Source organism: Citrobacter sp. RHB21-C05 (assembly GCF_013889015.1).
In the GTDB taxonomy this organism is placed as follows: Bacteria; Pseudomonadota; Gammaproteobacteria; order Enterobacterales; family Enterobacteriaceae; genus Citrobacter_A; species Citrobacter_A sedlakii.
Window position 1 is genome coordinate 3,442,261 of the sequence record NZ_CP057611.1, and the last position, 19,192, is coordinate 3,461,452.

Consider the following 19,192-nt stretch of genomic DNA (forward strand, 5'->3'; position numbering starts at 1 on the left):
TTGTTATCAAGTTGTGAACATCGTTACTCTCCACAAAGCAAAGGCTATGCCAGGTGCCGCACCCGATTAAGAAAAATAAAAAACACTGATATGACAATACGATAGATAAACCCCGCTGGCAGATAGCGAAAAAAAGCGTGTCAGCTAACGTTTCATAAAATGTTCCGCGTTGTTTCATTGCAACATAATTGAAACACGACTAAACCCATTATTCGGTCTCTTCACGTTTAGGTTTGCTATGACAGCTTCGCCTCTCCCTCCACGGATCAATGACGACAAACCGGTCATCTGGACCGTCTCGGTGACGCGGCTGTTCGACCTGTTTCGCGACATCAGCCTCGAGTTCGATCATCTGGCGACCATCACCCCTATTCAGCTTGGCTTTGAAAAAGCGGTAACCTACATTCGCAAAAAGCTGGCGACCGAACGCTGCGACGCCATCATCGCCGCAGGTTCTAACGGCGCGTACCTGAAAAGCCGTCTCTCTGTTCCAGTGATCCTGATTAAACCGAGCGGTTTTGACGTACTGCACGCGCTGGCGAAAGCGGGAAAACTGACCGCCTCGATCGGTGTGGTGACGTATCAGGAGACGCTGCCGGCGCTTATCGCCTTTCAGAAAACATTTGGTCTGCAACTGGAACAGCGCAGCTACGTCACCGAAGAGGACGCGCGCGGGCAGATAAACGAACTCAAGGCTAACGGCATTGAGGCGGTGGTCGGCGCGGGGCTCATTACCGATCTCGCCGAGGAAGCCGGTATGACGGCGATTTTTATCTATTCTGCGGCCACAGTGCGCCAGGGATTCAGCGATGCGCTGGATCTGACGCGAATGACCGCCCGCGTAACGGCCTCTTACGCGTCCGATCGGGCGCTGCGTACCCGCTATGCCCTGGAGGATATCCGTGGCGCGTCCGGACAAATGGAACAGGTGCGTCAGACCATCATGCTCTACGCCCGCTCCCGCGCCGCGGTGCTGATTCAGGGCGAAACCGGCACCGGCAAAGAGCTGGCCGCGCAGGCCATTCATCGCGAAAGCGGCGTACACGCGGGGTCTCGCAGCAACATCGCCTCCCGTCCGTTTGTCGCTGTGAACTGCGGTGCGATTACGGAATCGTTGCTGGAAGCAGAACTGTTCGGCTACGAGGAGGGCGCTTTTACCGGCTCCCGACGCGGGGGGCGCGCCGGACTGTTCGAAATCGCCCACGGCGGAACGCTGTTTCTGGACGAGATAGGCGAGATGCCATTGCCCCTGCAAACCCGTCTGCTGCGCGTACTGGAAGAAAAAGAGGTGACCCGGGTGGGCGGTCATCATCCTCTCCCCATCGATGTGCGGGTTATCAGCGCCACCCACTGCAATCTGGAAGAGGCAATGAAACACGGTCAGTTCCGCCGCGATCTCTTTTACCGCCTGAGCATTCTGCGCCTCGCTCTGCCTGCGCTGCGCGATCGCCCTGGCGATATCGCTGCGTTGGCTGAGGGGTTTTTAAAACAGTCGCTGGCAGCCCTGAACGTCCCGTTTACCGATACCGTCCGCAGCGGTCTGGCGCAAAGCGCAGCCGTTCTGGTGACCTACCCGTGGCCGGGAAATATCCGCGAGCTGCGCAATATGATGGAGCGTCTGGCGCTGTTTTTAAGCGTCGACCCCATGCCGACGCTGGATGCGGATTTATTACAGCGGCTGCTGCCGGAACTGTCAGAACGTGACGAAGCCGTATCTCCATCCACACGACTGACGGCCAGAGAAGCGCTCGACCGCTTCAATGGCGATAAATCCGCCGCGGCTCAGTTTCTTGGTATAAGCCGCACGACATTCTGGCGGCGGTTAAAACAGTAATCCCCCGTTTCAGAATGTTCACTTTTATCGGAACTGACGTCTTTATAGATAACCAACGGATGCCAAAATATATTCTTACATCCGTCATCAGATTATTCGGCAAGCAAAAAACATTTAATTGATAATAATCCTAAAAACACAAACAAATTTCTCAAATATGTCACTGATTAAAAATTGACATTTATCAAGCAATATTTAAAAAGCGCGCTTACAAAGCGTAAAATTAATGATGCCACTACGTGATTACACAAGGGTCAAATGATGAATATTTTAATGTTATCCAACTACCTTTGAGTAATTTCACTTACCGCAACCCTGTACCATCCCTTTGTTTTACCTTGTTTTCCAGCATAGTAAACACATCCCCGGCATGAAAGGAAACATTAAGCATCATAACGAAAGACGGTGAGATTGCGGTTCCCGGTACTGTCTGTATGACGCAATTAATTGTTTAAATCTATCAATGTCAAGCAAGAGTAATAAATAAACGATTGAAACTTTTTGACTGACAGCGAATAGTTAAAAGGCAGGAACGCAAACATATAAGCAATCTATTAATGCCCGTTATTACAGACAGGCATTGTTGCTTATCACTTCTTTTATTTTAAAACTTACGGACGAGTGATCATGAAAAAACACACGTTATATTTTCGTTCTTCTTTGTTATCCCTCGCAATTTCAGCGGCGCTGGCCTCAACCGCAGCGGCAAATACTATCAATGCGCTGACCTTTCCCCCCCCTTCCGACGCTAATGCCATTATTACGATTAATAACGATAATAATGTCTTACTCTCGGCATCTGAAAATACAGACCCGGCCTGGGATCGCTTTGGCTCCCTGCGGGTGGGTGAAAATAGCGACGGCTCGCTGATCATTGACAATCGGGCGATTACCACCGACGCCGGGATGATTGGCAACAATGCAACGGGCAGCGTCACACTCCAGAGCGGCGCCGCGTGGACACTGAAAGGGCTAAATCTGGTGCTGGGAACCCACGACGGTTCCGGTACGCTTGTGGTTAACAGCGGCAGCCGCGTCAGCGGGATTAACGAACTGCGGATCGGCGAATACGCCGCACAGGCCTCTGGAGAAGTGAACATCGACGGAGCCGGTTCGTCTGTATCGTCCAACTGGGCGGTGGTGGGCGATCAGGGAAAAGGCAAACTGACTATCACCAACGGCGGCTCGCTTACCCTCAGTGAACACATGAACATTGGCTATGTGGGCAATACCCTGAACTCAAACCGCGAAGGCGCTGGCGAAACGCGGGTCGACGGCGCAAATTCACAGCTGAATGTCGCCCAGGGCATCTATCTTGGCGGGTTTACCACTACGCCTAATGACGCCACCGGCAGTCTGACCGTCAGCAATGGCGCGACGATCAACTCCGGCACGCTTATCTGGTTGGCGGTGGGCGAAGGCAGCACCGGTATCCTGAACATTGGCGGCGCGCAGGGAGAAACCGAACAGGCGGCAGGCTCAATTAACGTTCCACGAATTCATCTTGGGAATACCGACGGCGTCAGCACGGCGGTGCTCAACCTGAACCATAACAGCGATGATTTCGTGCTTGGCGCCAACATTACCGGCACCGGCGAGGTGAATCATCTCGGTTCGGGAACGTCCACCCTGACCGGTGCGAGCAATTACCGGGGCAATACCCACGTCGCCAGTGGGACACTGCGTGCCGGAGCGGTTAACACGCTGAGCGCGAACTCGGACTACCTTGTCGACAGCGGCGCCAGTCTCGATCTGAATGGTTACTCTCAAACGGTCAACTCGCTGGTGCTTGACGGAAACGCGACGCTGTCGGCTGACACACCGTCTGACGGTACGTTTACGCCCACCACGTTGACCATTAATGGCGATTACGCCAGCAACAACGGGCTACTGTCCCTCCGTACCGCATTGGGTGATGATCTTTCCGCGACCGACAAACTGGTGGTAAAAGGCGATACCTCAGGCACGACGCGCGTGAGCATCGTTAACGCAGGCGGCAGCGGCGCGCAAACAGTTGAAGGCATCCAGGTCGTCAATGTTGAAGGCGCGTCGGCCGGCAGCTTTGTGAAAGAAGGCCGTATTGTCGCGGGCGCGTATGATTATGATCTGACGAAACGGGATAACCAGAACTGGTATTTGACCAGCCTGGCCTCCGTGACGCCACAACCTCCCGTCCCACCGGTGGACCCTGAAGAACCTGAACAGCCGGAAGAACCCGATGTTCCGGTGCCACCTGCGCCGGAAGGCACGCATCAGTATCGCCCGGAAACGGGTAGCTATCTGGCGAACGCACTTGCCGCCAATACGCTGTTTAACACTCGCCTGCACGATCGTTTGGGCGAGACGCAATACACCGATCTGTTAACCGGTGAAAAGAAAGTGACCAGCCTGTGGATGCGACACGTTGGCGGTCATCAGCGCTTTAAAGACAGCTCCGGCCAGATCAGCACCCAAAGTAACCGCTACGTGATCCAGCTTGGCGGCGACATTGCCCAATGGAGCAGTGACGGCCAGGATCGCTGGCACCTGGGCCTGATGGGCGGTTACGCGAACAGTAAGAGCCGCAGTCACGCCAGTCTCACGGGCTACACGTCACGCGGCGAGATCAGCGGATATAGCGCCGGCGTTTATGGCACATGGTACGCCAATGACGCCGACAAAACTGGCGCCTATCTGGACGCATGGGTGCTCTATAACTGGTTTGAAAATACCGTATCCGGACAGGGACTGGCGTCAGAGAAATATGATTCCGACGGGATCACCGCTTCGCTGGAAACAGGCTATACCTTCAGCCTTGGCGCCAGTCGCGATGGGCGTACCCGTTACTGGTTGCAGCCAAAAGCCCAGCTTACCTGGATGGATGTGCAGGCGGACAATCACACCGAGAAAAACGGGACCCGGGTGGTCGATGAAACGGATGGCAACCTGCAAACGCGCCTGGGCATTAAAGCTTTTATGCAGGGCCATAATGCCATCGATGACGGTAAAACGCGCACCTTCCAGCCGTTTGTCGAAGCGAACTGGATCTACAACAGCCAGAACTATGGCGTGAAGATGGACGATATTCGCAGTGAAGTGAAAGGCACGCGCAATATCGGCGAACTGAAAGTGGGTGTGGAAGGGCAACTCAACGCTCGCCTGCAACTGTGGGGTAATGTCGCTCAGCAGGTAGGCGACAAGGGTTACAGCGATACGCAAGGCATGTTGGGGTTGAAATATACATTCTGACAGACGCGCCACCCGCGGCAACGCGGGTGGTTTTTCTCTTCCCTTCTCTCTTTGTGATCCCCCTCGCATCGCCATCCATCGGTGAAAAATAGGATGACATCAGATCGTTCATTTGACAGAAGCGTGGTGTATGGACCCTTTACATGCCGTATTTCTTACCGTCAGCCTGTTTGTCCTGACCTTTTTTAATCCCGGCGCGAATCTCTTTGTCGTGGTGCAGACCAGCCTCGCTTCCGGACGGCGCGCCGGAGTGCTTACCGGACTTGGCGTCGCCGCTGGCGATGCGCTTTATTCGGGGCTGGGACTGTTTGGCATGGCAACATTAATCACGCAATGCGAGGCGCTGTTTTCGCTGATAAAAATTGGCGGCGGCGCCTATCTGCTGTGGTTTGCATGGAACAGCCTGCGCCGCCAGGACACACCGCAAATGAGCCCGCTCGCGCAGCCGGTGGCGGCGCCGTGGACGGTCTTTTTCCGTCGCGGTTTGCTGACCGATTTATCAAATCCGCAGACAGTGTTGTTTTTTATCAGTATTTTCTCCGTCACGCTCAGCGCGGATACGCCGACATGGGCGCGGATGATGGCCTGGGCGGGCATCGTGCTTTCTTCCATTATCTGGCGCGTCTTCCTCAGCCAGGCCTTTTCGTTACCTGCGGTCCGTCGCGCGTATGGGCGGATCCAGCGCGTCGCCAGCAAAATTATTGGCGCAATTATCGGTTTGTTTGCCCTGCGCTTGATTTACGAAGGCATAACCCATCGCTAATCTTTTGTGCTCAGGAACGAAAGCCCGCAGAGGTCATCAGCACTCTGAACAGCGCGCCGACCGCCGCCAGCAGCAGAACGCTGGCGCACCAGATGGCGATCAGCCATACCACGCGGTGGGACCATTTTTTGATTTTCGCCATCAGTGATATCCCTCTCCGTGACGGATTTTTCCGCGGAATACGTAGTAGCTCCAGAAGGTGTACGCCAGGATCACCGGGATGATGATCAGCGCACCTACCAGCATAAAGCCCTGGCTTTGCGGCGGCGCGGCAGCTTCATGCAGGGTGATCCCCGGTGGAATAATATACGGCCAGATGCTGATCCCGAGCCCGCTGAAACCGAGGAAAATCAGCCCCAGGGTCAGCAGAAACGCGCGGGCATGAAAGTCCGGTCGATACAGACTGCGCCACAGCCACAGGCTGAAGACGATGACCAGCAGCGGAACTGGCAGGAAATAGTACAGATTCGGCAGCGAAAACCAGCGTTCGGCAATCGCGCTCTGCGTCAGCGGCGTCCACAGGCTGACCACCGCCATCACCAGCAACAGGACGATCAACAGCGGACGGGCCAACTGCCGCATCCGGCTTTGCAGCGGATCTTCGCTTTTCATGATAAGCCAGGTCGCGCCCAGTAATGCATAGGTGATGACCAGGCCGAGGCCGCAGAACAGGTTAAACGGCGTCAACCAGTCCAGTTGCGAGCCGCTGAAGGCGCGTCCACTGACCTGAAAACCGCTGACTACCGCGCCGACCACGATCCCCTGGCAGAAGGTCGCCAGTATCGATCCGACAATAAACGATTTATCCCAGAAGGCGCGGTGTGATTCCGTGGCCTTGAAGCGGAACTCAAAGGCCACGCCACGGAAAATCAGCCCGAGCAGCATCAGCAGCAGCGGAATAGTGAGCGCGTCGGCAATCACCGCGTAGGCCAGCGGGAACGCGCCGAACAGTCCCGCGCCGCCCATCACCAGCCAGGTTTCGTTACCGTCCCAGACCGGCGCGACCGAGTTTACCATCACGTCGCGGTCATGCTTATCGCGAATAAACGGAAACAGAATGCCAATCCCGAGGTCGAAGCCGTCCATGACGATATACATCAGGGTGGCGAAGACGATGATGGCAAACCAGATTACAGACAGATCGAGCGTCATCAGCGTTTCTCCTGATCGAGCGGTTCACCCACCGCGGAGATGGGACGTGCCGGGCGGCCATCGGTTTCAGAGGTCGGTTCCTCCAGCGGTTGCGGTCCCTTTTGGATCAGGCGGATCATATAGAGATAGCCGACGCCAAACACCAGCGAGTAAACCACAAAGAACGCCAACAGGCTGATGCTCATCTGTAGCGTGCTGTGCGCCGATACCGCGTCACGGGTACGCAACAGGCCGTAAACCACCCACGGCTGTCGCCCAACTTCGGTGGTCACCCAGCCCGCGAGGATCGCGATCAGCCCTGATGGTCCCATCCACAGCGCGAAATGCATAAAAGGGCGGGAGTGATATAACCGGTTTTTGTAGCGCAACCACAGGCTGGCGAGTCCCAGCAAAATCATCAGCACCCCCATCCCCACCATCAGACGAAACGACCAGAACACGATGGTTGAGTTGGGGCGCTCATCTTTTGGATAATCCTTCAGGGCGGGTACCTGCTTGTCGAGACTGTGGGTCAGAATCAGGCTGCCTAACGCGGGGATCTCCAGCGCATAGCGGGTTTCTTCCGCGTCCATATCCGGCCAGCCCACCAGCGTCAGCGGCGTGGGTTCGCCCGGCGTGTTTTCCCAGTGTCCTTCAATGGCGGCGATTTTCACCGGCTGATGCTCAAGGGTATTCAGACCATGCATATCGCCAATCAGCGCCTGCACCGGCGCCACCAGCATCGCCATCCACAGCGCCATGGAAAACATTTTGCGGATTGCGGGTGTATCGTTGCCCTTCAGCAGATGCCAGGCCGCCGAAGCGCCGACAAACATTGCGCTACTCAGAAACGCCGCCACCGACATGTGCAGCAGGCGGTAAGGGAATGACGGGTTAAAGATAACGGCGAACCAGTCCACCGGCACCACCTGACCGTTAATGACCTCGAAACCCTGCGGCGTGTGCATCCAGCTGTTGGACGCGAGGATCCAGAAGGTGGACATCAACGTGCCCAACGCCACCATGCAGGTGGAGAAAAAGTGCAGGCCCGGCCCGACTTTGTTCCAGCCGAAGAGCATCACCCCCAGAAAACCGGCTTCCAGGAAGAAAGCCGTCAGCACTTCGTAGGTCAGCAATGGGCCGGTAATACTGCCGGCAAACTGCGAAAAACCACTCCAGTTGGTACCGAACTGGTAAGCCATCACCAGACCGGAAACCACCCCCATGCCGAAATTCACTGCAAAGACTTTAACCCAGAACTGATATAACGAACGCCAGACCGGATTATTTGTTTTTAACCAAAGTCCTTCCAGTACAGCCAGATAGCTGGCTAAGCCAATAGTGATAGCCGGGAAAATAATATGAAACGAAACGGTAAAGGCAAACTGGATTCTTGCCAGCAAAAACGCATCAATATCCATATTTTCTCCCGTTTATATGACGATACCTGCGCATAGAGACAACGACATCCAATAATTAAACGTTAAGCGAAGCGTAAAAATACTCCCCCACGTTAAAACAGGGGGGAGAGATTCACCCGGTCAGGATTTTTTCTTTGGGGTGCTGTCTGGCTTATCGCCGGATTCCGGGGCTTCGGAAGGATCATCTTTTTCGACAGCGAAACGGTTAAGGTGATAAAGCATAGTGCCTCCTTCGGTTATTTTCGCGCGATGCAAATATCACCAATCGTTACCGTTTAAATAGACTTCGGCAACGCTCTGGATATTTTCCTCGCACCATCATTTATTGCCTGTTAACAAGCCTGTCTGACCATTAAGAATAGACGCTAAGCCCCGATATTCAAGGCAAGAAAATAGCGAAGCGAGGGAAAGGAAATAGTGTCAGTGGGAATTTGAGATTTTCGGATAAAAGCCGGATGGCGGCGGTGAACTGCGCCTCATCCGGCTTACATGATTGTTTACAGGCCCGGTCGCGCAGCGCCACCGGGCCGTTCCGTTAAAACGACGCTTTAATGCCAATCATCGCCGAGGTGTCGCTGTAGCCTTTATCGCCAATCTGCTGGCCGACGTTGCCCCACAGGGAGACGTTCTTCGTCAGCTGGCCTTCCACACCGGCCTTCAGCTCGCCGATATTGCGGGTGCCGTCCAGATCCACGTTGTCACCGTTCATCGACACGCCGAACTCCTTGCTATTGTGGATCCAGTTCGCTTCGACAAACGGCTGGAAGGTGCGGTCTTTACCGTCATCCAGTTTGTTGTGGCCCTTGCCGAACAGACGCACGCCGACGCGGGTCTGCACGTTGCCGTCACCGTGGCCTTCCACGCGGGTGCCGTTGGCTTCGCGGTGTTCGTCCGCCTTCACGCCCATCCAGGTGACCTGCGCTTTCGGCTGGATGTACAGCGCGTTACGCTCGCTGATGTCCGCCAGTTTCCAGGTGTAGCCGGATTCCACCGACGCGGTGAAGCCTTTTGAGTCGTACTCTTCGGATTCGACGCCGCGACCGGAAATGGTGTTGTCAAACCAGCTGTACTGCGCCCAGGTATCGACATACGCGCCTTCGTGGGTGGCGTTACCCTGTAACCAGGTGCCGTACAGACCGACGCTGTAACCGCTGATGCGGCTGTCGGCGCGGTTGCCGTTACGCTGGTTTTCCGCCCGAGCCTTCTGGTTGGCATAGCCCGCCATCAGACCAAGGTGGAAACGGTCGGTGTTGTCGGAAGACCACTGAGCGATGTCGCCGCCAAGCTGCATCACATAGCGGTTGGCCTGCATATCCAGCTGGCCGCTGCCGTCCTGCTGGCGGGTGTGACCACCGACGTTGCGCAGCCACAGGCTGGTCACCGCTTTCTCGCCGGTCAGGGCGTCGACGTAGTGGGTTTCGCCCAGGCGGTCGTGCAGACGGGTGTTAAACATCGTGTTCGCCGCCTGCAGGTTCATACCGTACAGACCCGCTTCCGGACGCACCGCGTGCTCGCGCGGCGTCTGCGGCTCAGGTTGCGTCGGCGCTTGCGGAGTCAGCGGATCTACCGGGTCCACTGGCTCAGTCGGATCAACCGGTTCCGGCTGTGGTTCCGGCGTCAGCGCGCTGGTCAGATACCAGTTTTTCTCATTCTGCCCTTCCCCACGTTGCAGGGTGTAGTCATACGCCCCCGCCACGATACGCCCGTTCTGGGTAAACACACCGTCAGAATTTCCCGCCACGCTGATAAGCTCAATACCGTCAGTGGTCAGGCCGCCTGCGCCGCCCGCGTTCAGCACCGTCACGTTCGTGTTACCGGAGGTGTTGCCCTGCACAACCAGCTTATCGGTTGCAGAGGTATCATCGCCCAGTTGGGTGTTCATCACGAGATTACCGTTGACGCCGGTATAGTCGCCGTTCACCGTCAGGGTTTTAAACGTCGCCGCGTCGCGGGTCAGCGAACGGGTCGTCGCGCTGGACGGCATAAAGGTCAGCGTCGAATCGTTCAGCGACAGGTTGGTCAGCTGCGAGTCTTTGGTCATATTCCAGACCGATTGCTCCGCCAGCGACAGGTTGCTCACCGCATCGTCAGTGGTTGCTGCGCCGCCATCAAAACGGGACTGGTTAATCGCGGTGATATCAATCGTCGCAGCATCTTTTGCCTCCAGCGTCCCGACAATATAGACTTTCTGCGGATTGATGGTCACGCGGGAGTCGGCATTTTCAGCCAGGATCGCGACAGCATCCGGGTCGTTGTAATTCACCCCCATCCGCACCTCGCCATTCAGGGTGATTTCGCCGCCCTTATCCGCATGGAGATAATTCCAGCTACCGCTGCGGGTGGCGTCGACAACGTCAATATCCAGACTGCCGTTAACGGCGATTTTCCCTGCGGCTAACGCCTGATCCATCGAGGCATACAGCCCGGTGCCCGTTGTCTGCTGATGCCCTTTCGCATCAAAAGTGATACTCAGATCGTTGCCGGTATAGACCGTCGAGCCCATTGAGTCGACGCCATCAAGCACCGTCTGATCCGCGCCTGCGTTAAGTCGCATCGTGGTGGTGCCGACGGTAGTGACAGCGGCATCCACATCGACGCCCGGAAAACCGTCTGACAGCCAGATACCGGACGCCACGCCGCCAACGGCGTTGACGGTGACGTCAAGGACTGTATCGCCAAGCGCTTCAACTTTGCCGCCGTTAGCGCTAATCCCGTCAGCAAACTGATCGGCTACCGAGGTCACGGTCGCATTCTGATAGCGAATAAGCGAACGGGCACTCTCTTCCATCGCTTCGGAAATGATCCCGCCAGCATACCCCGTCCCCTTACTGTTGAGGATAACGTTCTCAGCTTCAATGCGGGTGCCATATTTTGCATACACGCCGAAAGCATTGCTGTTTGCCCCGGTCACCGTGGTATTCACAGTGGTATTACCGCTTAAGAGAATGGAACCATTGTTTTTCGCGCCATAAATCCCGGCGATCCCTTTATCATCACGCTTATGGCTCATGTTAACCGTTAAATCATCAGCAACGATCTGCGCCTGTTGCGCATTCAGGGGGGCGCTGATGTTTTCTTCAGTCATAATCGTGACCGCAGACATAAAATCATAATCAGCGTCAAGCGGCAGATCCGGTCTGTTGGGTCGGGTTCCGGGAATATAATCACCCACAATCTGATTCACGGTAGAACCGGAACCTAAGTTAATGGTGCCGCTGTTGTACAGCAGCACCGTCCCGCTGGCCAGCATGAAATCGCCCGTTTCTAACTCCCCATGGCCACTCACCAGCGCCGTTCCGCCCGGGTTATTAATGGTCACGCTGCCGTTATTGGCGACGGAGATAGTGTTATGTTCACCCGAAGTACTGACGATGCTATATGTCCCACCGTCGGCAAGCTCCCCGCTTCCGGTCATCACGCCATTTTCATTATAAAGTTCAGCATGAACATAGTTGGTCATCAACAGGCTGCTGATAAGGAGCGCTGTTGTGGTTAATTTAAATTGTTTCATATCGGTATCCGTAACAGACATCGCGGCACTAAAACGTATTGCGTGCAATAACGTCATGGCCGATGTGCAATTTCTGGGTTAAACAAAAGTGAATAAACGCCGGTTATTCCGGGAGTGGTCTTTGCTGGTGCTCACGGTGGCTTCTGTGCGCCATTTTCCACCTGCACAGCAACAGGACAAATGAAATGACCTTAGCTAAAAAATTAAATTTATTATCTAAATATAAAAACAATACCTGTTTAATATATAAGCATTTTATTTATTAGCAGTGTTTTATTCTTTTAAATTCAGAGCGGGAAAATCTTAAGATCGCCCCGTTAAGCAATACCCACTTTTTTAGAGTGGGTATTTCCGCAGTGTAAGTATCACCGGTAAATGTCGGATAAGGCGCAACGCGCCTTATCCGAGGTGACTTATCAGAACGACGCTTTAATACCAATCATCGCCGAGGTGTCGCTGTAGCCTTTGTCGCCGACCTGTTGGCCGACGTTGCCCCACAAGGAGACGTTCTTCGTCAGCTGGCCTTCCACACCGGCCTTCAGCTCGCCGATATTGCGGGTGCCGTCCAGATCCACGTTGTCACCGTTCATCGACACACCGAACTCCTTGCTGTTGTGGATCCAGTTCGCTTCGACAAACGGCTGGAAGGTGCGGTCTTTACCGTCATCCAGCTTGTTGTGGCCCTTGCCGAACAGACGCACGCCGACGCGGGTCTGCACGTTGCCGTCACCGTGGCCTTCCACGCGGGTGCCGTTGGCTTCGCGGTGTTCGTCCGCCTTCACGCCCATCCAGGTGACCTGCGCTTTCGGCTGGATGTACAGCGCGTTACGCTCGCTGATGTCCGCCAGTTTCCAGGTGTAGCCGGATTCCACCGACGCGGTGAAGCCTTTTGAGTCGTACTCTTCGGATTCGACGCCGCGACCGGAAACGGTGTTGTCAAACCAGCTGTACTGCGCCCAGGTATCGACATACGCGCCTTCGTGGGTGGCGTTATCCTGTAACCAGGTGCCGTACAGACCGACGCTGTAACCGCTGATGCGGCTGTCGGCGCGGTTGCCGTTACGCTGGTTTTCCGCCCGCGCTTTCTGATTGGCGTAGCCCGCCATCAGACCAAGGTGGAAACGGTCGGTGTTGTCGGAAGACCACTGAGCGATGTCGCCGCCAAGCTGCATCACATAGCGGTTGGCCTGCATATCCAGCTGGCCGCTGCCGTCCTGCTGGCGGGTGTGACCACCGACGTTGCGCAGCCACAGGCTGGTCACCGCTTTCTCGCCGGTCAGCGCGTCGACGTAATGGGTTTCGCCCAGGCGGTCGTGCAGACGGGTGTTAAACATCGTGTTCGCCGCCTGCAGGTTCATACCGTACAAACCGGCTTCCGGACGCACCGCGTTTTCGCGCGGGGCCGGTGCTGGCCTCTGCGGTTCCGGTTGTGCTGGTGGTGCCACCGGATCGACAGGGTCCAGAGGGTCTACAGGGTCTGTGGGATCTACCGGATCGACAGGGTCTACGGGATCTACCGGATCCGGATCGGGTTCCGGCTGCGGGTCCGGCGTCAGGCCGCTGGTCAGATACCAGTTTTTCTCATTCTGGCCTTCTCCGCGCGCCAGAGTGTAGTCATACGCCCCCGCCACGATACGTCCGCTTTGTTTGAACTCGCCGTCAGAATTCCCGGCCACGCTGATAAGCTCAATACCATCGGTGGTCAGCCCACCTGCGCCACCTGCGTTCACCACCGTCACATTGGTGGCACCGGAAGTGTTGCCGTTAACGATCATCCGGTCAGTCTGAGAACTGTCGTCGCCCAACTGCGTGCGCATGATGATAGTGCCGTTATTGCCCGCGTAATCGCCGTCTACCGTCAGGGTTTTAAACGGCACCGTTTCGCGCGTCAGATTACGGCTACTCGCCATAGCCGGGGCAAAGTTCAGCGTCGCGTCATTCAGCGTCAGGTTAGTGACGCTGGAAGAGTCGGTCATATCCCAGCGGCTGCTGCTGCCGTTAAACGCCAGATCGATCACCCCGTCAGAGACTTTTTTCGTGCTGCCGTAGAGATACGAGTTGTCGCCGGTTTTAATGTTAACGACATGTCCGCGTTCGGAGTGAATGTCGCCCCACGCCATAAACTTATTGTTGTTGCTGATATCGACAGAACCGTAAATGGCGAGCAGATCGCCTTTCGCGCTCGCCAGCCCCTGCTGGCTGCCCAGCGTAACGTCGCCGAGAATGCGCGCGTTGGTGCTGCGTAACAGTTCAACCCGGTCGCCGCCCTGCGTCTGTACGTTCAGCGTGTTGAGCACAATGTCCTTCGCGTCCACGCCCTGGAGGCCGTACATATTGGTGCTTTCACCGCCGGTCAGAGAAATATCCACGTCGTTTATTCTGACGCTGGACTCTTCACTACCGTGAAACAGTGCGCCAATCACGCTGGTGTCTCCGGGCGCCGCTACCTTGACATTGAGATTATTCATCGTCAAATCAGAGACTTCGCCGAGGAAAGAGAGCCCGGTGTTTAAAGCAAACGTATAGACGTCTTCGTTATTAGTAACGTCGATATTCACGTTGTTAAAGTTGATCTTATTTTCTCTGCCGGGTCTGGCCGTGGTCACATAGTGATCTTCAAGCACCAGCCCCTTCACCCCACTTCTCGCGCTGTCCGTGTTAATACGGATATTGGTGTCGCCTTCAAAATCGCCGTTGCTGCCCACGTTCATCCCCTCCAGATAGGACGCGGAAGTGGACTGCAAATCGACGTTAATATCACCGGTCACCTTCGTACTCAGGCCGCGTAACTCCAGGGCTTCAACGGTCGTGGTGCCCACTTCGCTGGGGGACTTGCTGTCAGCATAGTTGACGGTCAGGTTGTCCAGCGCGATGGTTGAATCCCGATATGAGGTGATGGCGGAGGCCATAATGCTTGACGATACCGTCACCGGGTCGGTAATCGTCATATCAATACGGGTGTCGCCCGTAAGAACCACATTCCCGCTGTTGTCGGCAGAAATGCCAATCGTCGGAACGCCGGTCTGGGTGATAGAGAGATCTTCGGCTTTAAAAGTGCCGCCATAGACCCGAACCGCATCAGCGACGGAGCTGGAGAGCGTCTTATAGCCAATAGTGGAGCCTTTACCGAAATCCAGCATACCACCGCTGACATACACGCTGGCGCCGGTGTTGCCTTCCGGACTGACCATATCAATTTTACCGTTAACCGTAACGCTGGCGTCACTTGCCGATACGCCGATATATTCCATGGCGGCGCCATCGGCAATAGTTAACGTGCGATCAGCTACAGGCGTGCGGCTATCAATAACGATGCGTTCGCCTTCAGCGTAAACCGGAAGCGAAGCGGCAGACAAAATTGAACTTAATAATAAGGCGATTTTACTGGGTTTAAATAAATAAAAAGACATCACAGGTTTCATAATTAAAAAGTACTCCGTTACCTGACGAGCCATATTTTCCAGGCAAATATTCCCATTTGCCTGTACGACATAAATACGTGAGGGATAGTGACTTAAAAGATGGTTGCCAGCAGCAACCGTTTCGATAGGGCTATTTTCGCGGCTGAATGAGGGGATCTCAAATGAAATAACCTTAACTCCACCTCAGACAGTAAATCTGAAATAAAGAATATTAGCAGAGCTAAATTCTTTAAATAATCTTAAATTAAGAATTAAAAACCAGAAAAGTAAGAAAAGATCATTTCTTAAATCTCAAAGAAGAAATAACGCTTCTGCCCCTCCTCCCTTTAAGACTTTTCGTTATATGGCGATAAACTGCGGAAGATGCTTTTTTTATTTATGGCAAAAATAAACCGGCGCCTTTAGCACCGGTTTGAAAATAAAGGTTTTATTGTTATTCAGGCATGGCTTATCGGTTTTTGCTCCGTCTTCTGCTGGGCATTTTCCAGCATCCGGCGTACCGGTACAATCAACACTATTAATACGGCGGCGCAAATCAACAAGGCGATGGAACAACGGGCGAAGAGGTCTGGCAACATATCCAGTTGGTCGGCTTTTACATGACCGCCGATCAGTCCCGCCGCCAGGTTACCCAGCGCGCTGGCGCAGAACCACAATCCCATCATCTGTCCGCGCATTCTTTCCGGCGCCAGCAGCGTCATGGTCGCCAGACCGATCGGACTCAGGCACAGCTCGCCCAGGGTCAGCATCAGTATGCTGCCCACCAGCCAGAACGGCGACACGCCCGCCCCACCGTTGTTCAGCACGTTTTGCGCCGCCATCATCATCAGGCCAAAGCCCGCTGCCGCGCAGAGAATACCAATCACAAACTTGGTGATACTGCCCGGACGCACATTTTTACGCGCCAGAGCAGGCCACGCCCAGCTGAATACCGGCGCCAGCAGGATGATAAACAGGGCGTTGATCGACTGGAACCAGACAGCCGGGATCTCAAAATCGCCCACCATACGGTTGGTATAGTCGTTAGCAAACAGGTTAAACGAGGTTGGTTTTTGCTCAAACGCCGACCAGAAGAAAGCGGCGGAAACCAGCAAAATAAAGCAGACCAGCAGTCTCGCGCGTTCTTTGCGGGTCAGTCCGGCAAAGACAAACAGATAAATAAAGTACAGCGCCACGGAGGCGGCAATGACGTACACCAGCATGCTGGCGACCGCCACCGGATTGATAACGATCACCCCTTGCGCGATCAGCGTCACAATAATGGCGACGCCCACCGCCAGTGCGATCAGCCACGCGCCCACGCCGTTTTTCTTCGCCACCGGACTGTTCCAGGTGGAGTCCAGGCCAACTTCCCTGTCATAGCGTTTCATGGCCGGAACGGCAAACACGCGGAAGATGATCAGCGCCACCAGCATCCCGATCCCGCCGATACCAAAGCCCCAGTGCCAGCCGTGGGTTTTAATCAGCCAGCCGGAGATCAGCGGGGCGATAAACGACCCCATGTTGATGCCCATGTAGAACAGCGAAAAGCCACCGTCACGCCGCGCATCACCTTTTTTGTACAGGGTTCCGACCATCACTGAGATACAGGTTTTGAACAGGCCAGAGCCCAACACGATAAACATCAGGCCGATAAAGAACAGGTTATCGCCCATCCAGGCGGAGAGCGCGATAGACAGATGACCCAGCGCGATCAGAATCGAGCCATACCATACCGCCCGCTGCTGGCCGAGCCAGTTGTCCGCCAGCCAGCCGCCCGGTAACGCGGCCAGATACATCGTCCCGGCAAAAATCCCAACGATAGCGGAGGCATTTTCGCGCGCCAGTCCCATGCCGCCTTCGTAAACCGTCGCCGCCATAAACAGAATTAATAATGGACGAATGCCGTAAAAGGAAAAACGTTCCCACATTTCGGTGAAGAACAAGGCGCCCAACGGATAAGGATGGCCGAAGAACGTTCGGCTTTCGTTTTTATTAACAGAGGAATGCATAATTTCTCCCGAAAGGGTGTGTCGTTTTGCTTGTAGACACTGAATTGCCGCCGGTCCTGAGAATAGTCAGGCCGATCATTACATTCAGCGAAATATTATTTAACCATTTGATAACCATGCGGCAGTTTTGTCTAGTGCCGAAGGGGGGACTTTAAGGCAAAAACTCGACAATCGTCTAGTTTTATAGATTTTCTGTTGGCAAAAACGGAAATGTGATTGACTTCCCTTTATCGCTTCTCGCTGCGTGGCTCCCCTCTCTGTTTTAAGACTAATCCCAGCGCCAGTGCCGACTATGCTTAATGTTTAAAAAACGTCCTTAGCGATTCAAACACGTTTTTCATTTTCCTTTTTTACCGACCGGAGGCCTGGCATGAGCAACCTAGGCAATAACCAGGGTGAGAATCATCTGCCCGTAACGCCGCCACCTGAAATCGTCCCCATCACCCTGAATGTCAACGGCAAGCCGCAGCAGTTGCACGTGGATACCCGCACCACCCTGCTGGATGCGCTGCGTGAGCATCTGCATCTGACCGGCAGCAAAAAAGGCTGCGATCATGGACAGTGCGGCGCCTGTACCGTACTGCTGAACGGTCGTCGCATCAACGCCTGTCTGACTCTGGCGGTGATGCACCAGGACGCCGCAATCACCACCATTGAAGGGTTGGGCACGCCCGACGCGCTGCATCCTGTGCAGGCCGCTTTTGTGCAACATGACGGCTACCAGTGCGGCTACTGTACGCCGGGTCAGATTTGCTCTTCCGTCGCGATGTTGCAGGAGATCGAAGAGGGGATCCCCAGCCACGTTACGCTGGATCTGGTCTCGCCGCCGGAAATGACCGCGAACGAAATTCGTGAACGGATGAGCGGCAATATCTGCCGCTGCGGGGCATACAGCAATATCCTTGCCGCCATAGAAGATGCCGCCGGGGAACTGAAACCATGAAAGCCTTTACCTACGAGAAAGCGGCAACGCCCGCAGACGCGGCCTCCAGCGCCCGCCGTCATGGCAATGCGAAATTCATTGCGGGCGGCACGAATCTGCTCGATCTGATGAAGCTGGAAATTGAAACGCCCACCCACCTGATCGATGTGAACGGTCTGGATCTGGATCAGATTGAGGCCAGCGCCGACGGCGGCCTACGGATTGGCGCGCTGGTGCGCAATACCGACCTGGCGGCCGACGAGCGTATTCGCCGTGACTACGCGGTGCTTTCCCGCGCCCTGCTGGCTGGCGCGTCGGGTCAGTTGCGTAATCAGGCCACGACGGCGGGAAACCTGCTGCAGCGCACGCGATGCCCCTATTTTTATGATACCCACCAGCCCTGCAATAAACGCTCGCCGGGCAGTGGATGCGCCGCGCTTGGCGGATTCAGCCGTCAGCATGCCGTGGTTGGCGTCAGCGACGCCTGCATCGCCACCCACCCCAGCGATATGGCCGTGGCGATGCGCCTGCTTGACGCGGTTGTCGAGACGGTGAACCCGGACGGCAACGAGCGCCGTATTCCCGTCGCTGATTTTTATCGCGCCCCGGGCGACACGCCGCATCTCGAAAATGTCTTACAGCCAGGCGAGTTTATCGTTGCCGTTACCCTTCCCCCTCCCGTGGGTGGGACGCATATTTATCGTAAGGTGCGCGATCGGGCCTCATATGCGTTCGCGCTGGTCTCGGTTGCCGCCATTGTGCAGCCAGACGGCACCGGACGCGTGGCGCTCGGCGGCGTCGCGCACAAGTCCTGGCGAAAGGCGGAAGCCGACGCACAACTGCCGCACGGCGCGCAGGCGGTGTATGACGCGCTGTTTGCCGACGCGCATCCCACGGCGGAAAACGCATTCAAGCTGATCCTGGCGAAGCGGACGCTCGCCTCAGTGCTGACAGAAGCGGGGGCATAAG

Annotated in this window: 12 protein-coding genes; 5 read left to right on the forward strand and 7 right to left on the reverse strand. The window is 55.3% G+C overall.

Going from position 1 to position 19,192, the window contains the following annotated elements; translation table 11 throughout:
- The first annotated feature begins 238 nt into the window (after nt 1-238).
- From prpR to HVX72_RS16505, 3 genes are all read left to right on the forward strand, one after another.
- Nucleotides 239-1,834: a propionate catabolism operon regulatory protein PrpR gene (gene prpR / locus HVX72_RS16495; protein WP_181821908.1), complete on the forward strand. Its 1,596-nt coding sequence runs from the start codon at nt 239-241 to the stop codon at nt 1,832-1,834.
- 627 nt (nt 1,835-2,461) lie between these two features.
- The gene (locus tag HVX72_RS16500) at nt 2,462-5,062 is read left to right on the forward strand and encodes an autotransporter outer membrane beta-barrel domain-containing protein (protein WP_181821909.1); all 2,601 of its coding nucleotides are present in this window, start codon (nt 2,462-2,464) and stop codon (nt 5,060-5,062) included.
- Between the two features lie 130 nt (nt 5,063-5,192).
- Nucleotides 5,193-5,825: a LysE family transporter gene (locus HVX72_RS16505; RefSeq protein ID WP_181821910.1), complete on the forward strand. Its 633-nt coding sequence runs from the start codon at nt 5,193-5,195 to the stop codon at nt 5,823-5,825.
- 10 nt (nt 5,826-5,835) lie between these two features.
- Here the strand turns inward: HVX72_RS16505 and HVX72_RS16510 are convergent, their stop codons facing one another.
- The 7 genes from HVX72_RS16510 to HVX72_RS16540 form a co-directional block, all read right to left on the reverse strand.
- Nucleotides 5,836-5,967 carry a DUF2474 domain-containing protein gene (locus tag HVX72_RS16510; protein ID WP_060569116.1) on the reverse strand — a complete coding sequence of 44 codons (132 nt, stop codon included), beginning with the start codon at nt 5,965-5,967 and terminating at the stop codon, nt 5,836-5,838.
- The gene (gene cydB / locus HVX72_RS16515) at nt 5,967-6,977 is read right to left on the reverse strand and encodes a cytochrome d ubiquinol oxidase subunit II (RefSeq protein WP_060569117.1); all 1,011 of its coding nucleotides are present in this window, start codon (nt 6,975-6,977) and stop codon (nt 5,967-5,969) included. The genes HVX72_RS16510 and cydB overlap by 1 nt, the downstream gene beginning before the upstream one ends.
- Nucleotides 6,977-8,377 carry a cytochrome ubiquinol oxidase subunit I gene (locus HVX72_RS16520; protein ID WP_042286123.1) on the reverse strand — a complete coding sequence of 467 codons (1,401 nt, stop codon included), beginning with the start codon at nt 8,375-8,377 and terminating at the stop codon, nt 6,977-6,979. The genes cydB and HVX72_RS16520 overlap by 1 nt, the downstream gene beginning before the upstream one ends.
- A 120-nt stretch (nt 8,378-8,497) precedes the next feature.
- The gene (gene ssaA, locus HVX72_RS16525; protein WP_042286124.1) at nt 8,498-8,599 is read right to left on the reverse strand and encodes a small effector SsaA; all 102 of its coding nucleotides are present in this window, start codon (nt 8,597-8,599) and stop codon (nt 8,498-8,500) included.
- Between the two features lie 313 nt (nt 8,600-8,912).
- The gene (locus tag HVX72_RS22240; RefSeq protein WP_249418865.1) at nt 8,913-11,888 is read right to left on the reverse strand and encodes an autotransporter outer membrane beta-barrel domain-containing protein; all 2,976 of its coding nucleotides are present in this window, start codon (nt 11,886-11,888) and stop codon (nt 8,913-8,915) included.
- 416 nt (nt 11,889-12,304) lie between these two features.
- Entirely contained in the window at nt 12,305-15,298 is a 2,994-nt protein-coding gene (locus HVX72_RS16535) for an autotransporter outer membrane beta-barrel domain-containing protein (protein ID WP_249418866.1), read from the reverse strand.
- A gap of 449 nt (nt 15,299-15,747) precedes the next feature.
- Nucleotides 15,748-17,301: a peptide MFS transporter gene (locus HVX72_RS16540; protein ID WP_181821912.1), complete on the reverse strand. Its 1,554-nt coding sequence runs from the start codon at nt 17,299-17,301 to the stop codon at nt 15,748-15,750.
- A gap of 370 nt (nt 17,302-17,671) precedes the next feature.
- On the opposite strand from HVX72_RS16540, the gene paoA reads away from it, so the two are divergent.
- Together paoA and HVX72_RS16550 are read left to right on the forward strand one after the other, a co-directional pair.
- On the forward strand, nt 17,672-18,244 hold the full coding sequence (gene paoA, locus HVX72_RS16545; RefSeq protein ID WP_181821913.1) for an aldehyde dehydrogenase iron-sulfur subunit PaoA: 573 nt from the start codon (nt 17,672-17,674) through the stop codon (nt 18,242-18,244).
- Nucleotides 18,241-19,191: a xanthine dehydrogenase family protein subunit M gene (locus tag HVX72_RS16550; RefSeq protein ID WP_181821914.1), complete on the forward strand. Its 951-nt coding sequence runs from the start codon at nt 18,241-18,243 to the stop codon at nt 19,189-19,191. The genes paoA and HVX72_RS16550 overlap by 4 nt, the downstream gene beginning before the upstream one ends.
- The last annotated feature ends 1 nt before the right edge of the window (nt 19,192 follow it).

Bases quoted from the DNA above. Each gene is read 5' to 3' on its own strand.
- HVX72_RS16550 (WP_181821914.1), top strand. From the start codon at position 18,241: ATGAAAGCCTTTACCTACGAGAAAGCGGCAACGCCCGCAGACGCGGCC.
- cydB (WP_060569117.1), bottom strand. From the start codon at position 6,977: ATGACGCTCGATCTGTCTGTAATCTGGTTTGCCATCATCGTCTTCGCC.
- HVX72_RS16540 (WP_181821912.1), bottom strand. From the start codon at position 17,301: ATGCATTCCTCTGTTAATAAAAACGAAAGCCGAACGTTCTTCGGCCAT.
- HVX72_RS22240 (WP_249418865.1), bottom strand. From the start codon at position 11,888: ATGAAACAATTTAAATTAACCACAACAGCGCTCCTTATCAGCAGCCTG.
- HVX72_RS16510 (WP_060569116.1), bottom strand. From the start codon at position 5,967: ATGGCGAAAATCAAAAAATGGTCCCACCGCGTGGTATGGCTGATCGCC.
- HVX72_RS16500 (WP_181821909.1), top strand. From the start codon at position 2,462: ATGAAAAAACACACGTTATATTTTCGTTCTTCTTTGTTATCCCTCGCA.
- HVX72_RS16505 (WP_181821910.1), top strand. From the start codon at position 5,193: ATGGACCCTTTACATGCCGTATTTCTTACCGTCAGCCTGTTTGTCCTG.
- HVX72_RS16520 (WP_042286123.1), bottom strand. From the start codon at position 8,377: ATGGATATTGATGCGTTTTTGCTGGCAAGAATCCAGTTTGCCTTTACC.
- paoA (WP_181821913.1), top strand. From the start codon at position 17,672: ATGAGCAACCTAGGCAATAACCAGGGTGAGAATCATCTGCCCGTAACG.
- prpR (WP_181821908.1), top strand. From the start codon at position 239: ATGACAGCTTCGCCTCTCCCTCCACGGATCAATGACGACAAACCGGTC.
- HVX72_RS16535 (WP_249418866.1), bottom strand. From the start codon at position 15,298: ATGTCTTTTTATTTATTTAAACCCAGTAAAATCGCCTTATTATTAAGT.
- ssaA (WP_042286124.1), bottom strand. From the start codon at position 8,599: ATGCTTTATCACCTTAACCGTTTCGCTGTCGAAAAAGATGATCCTTCC.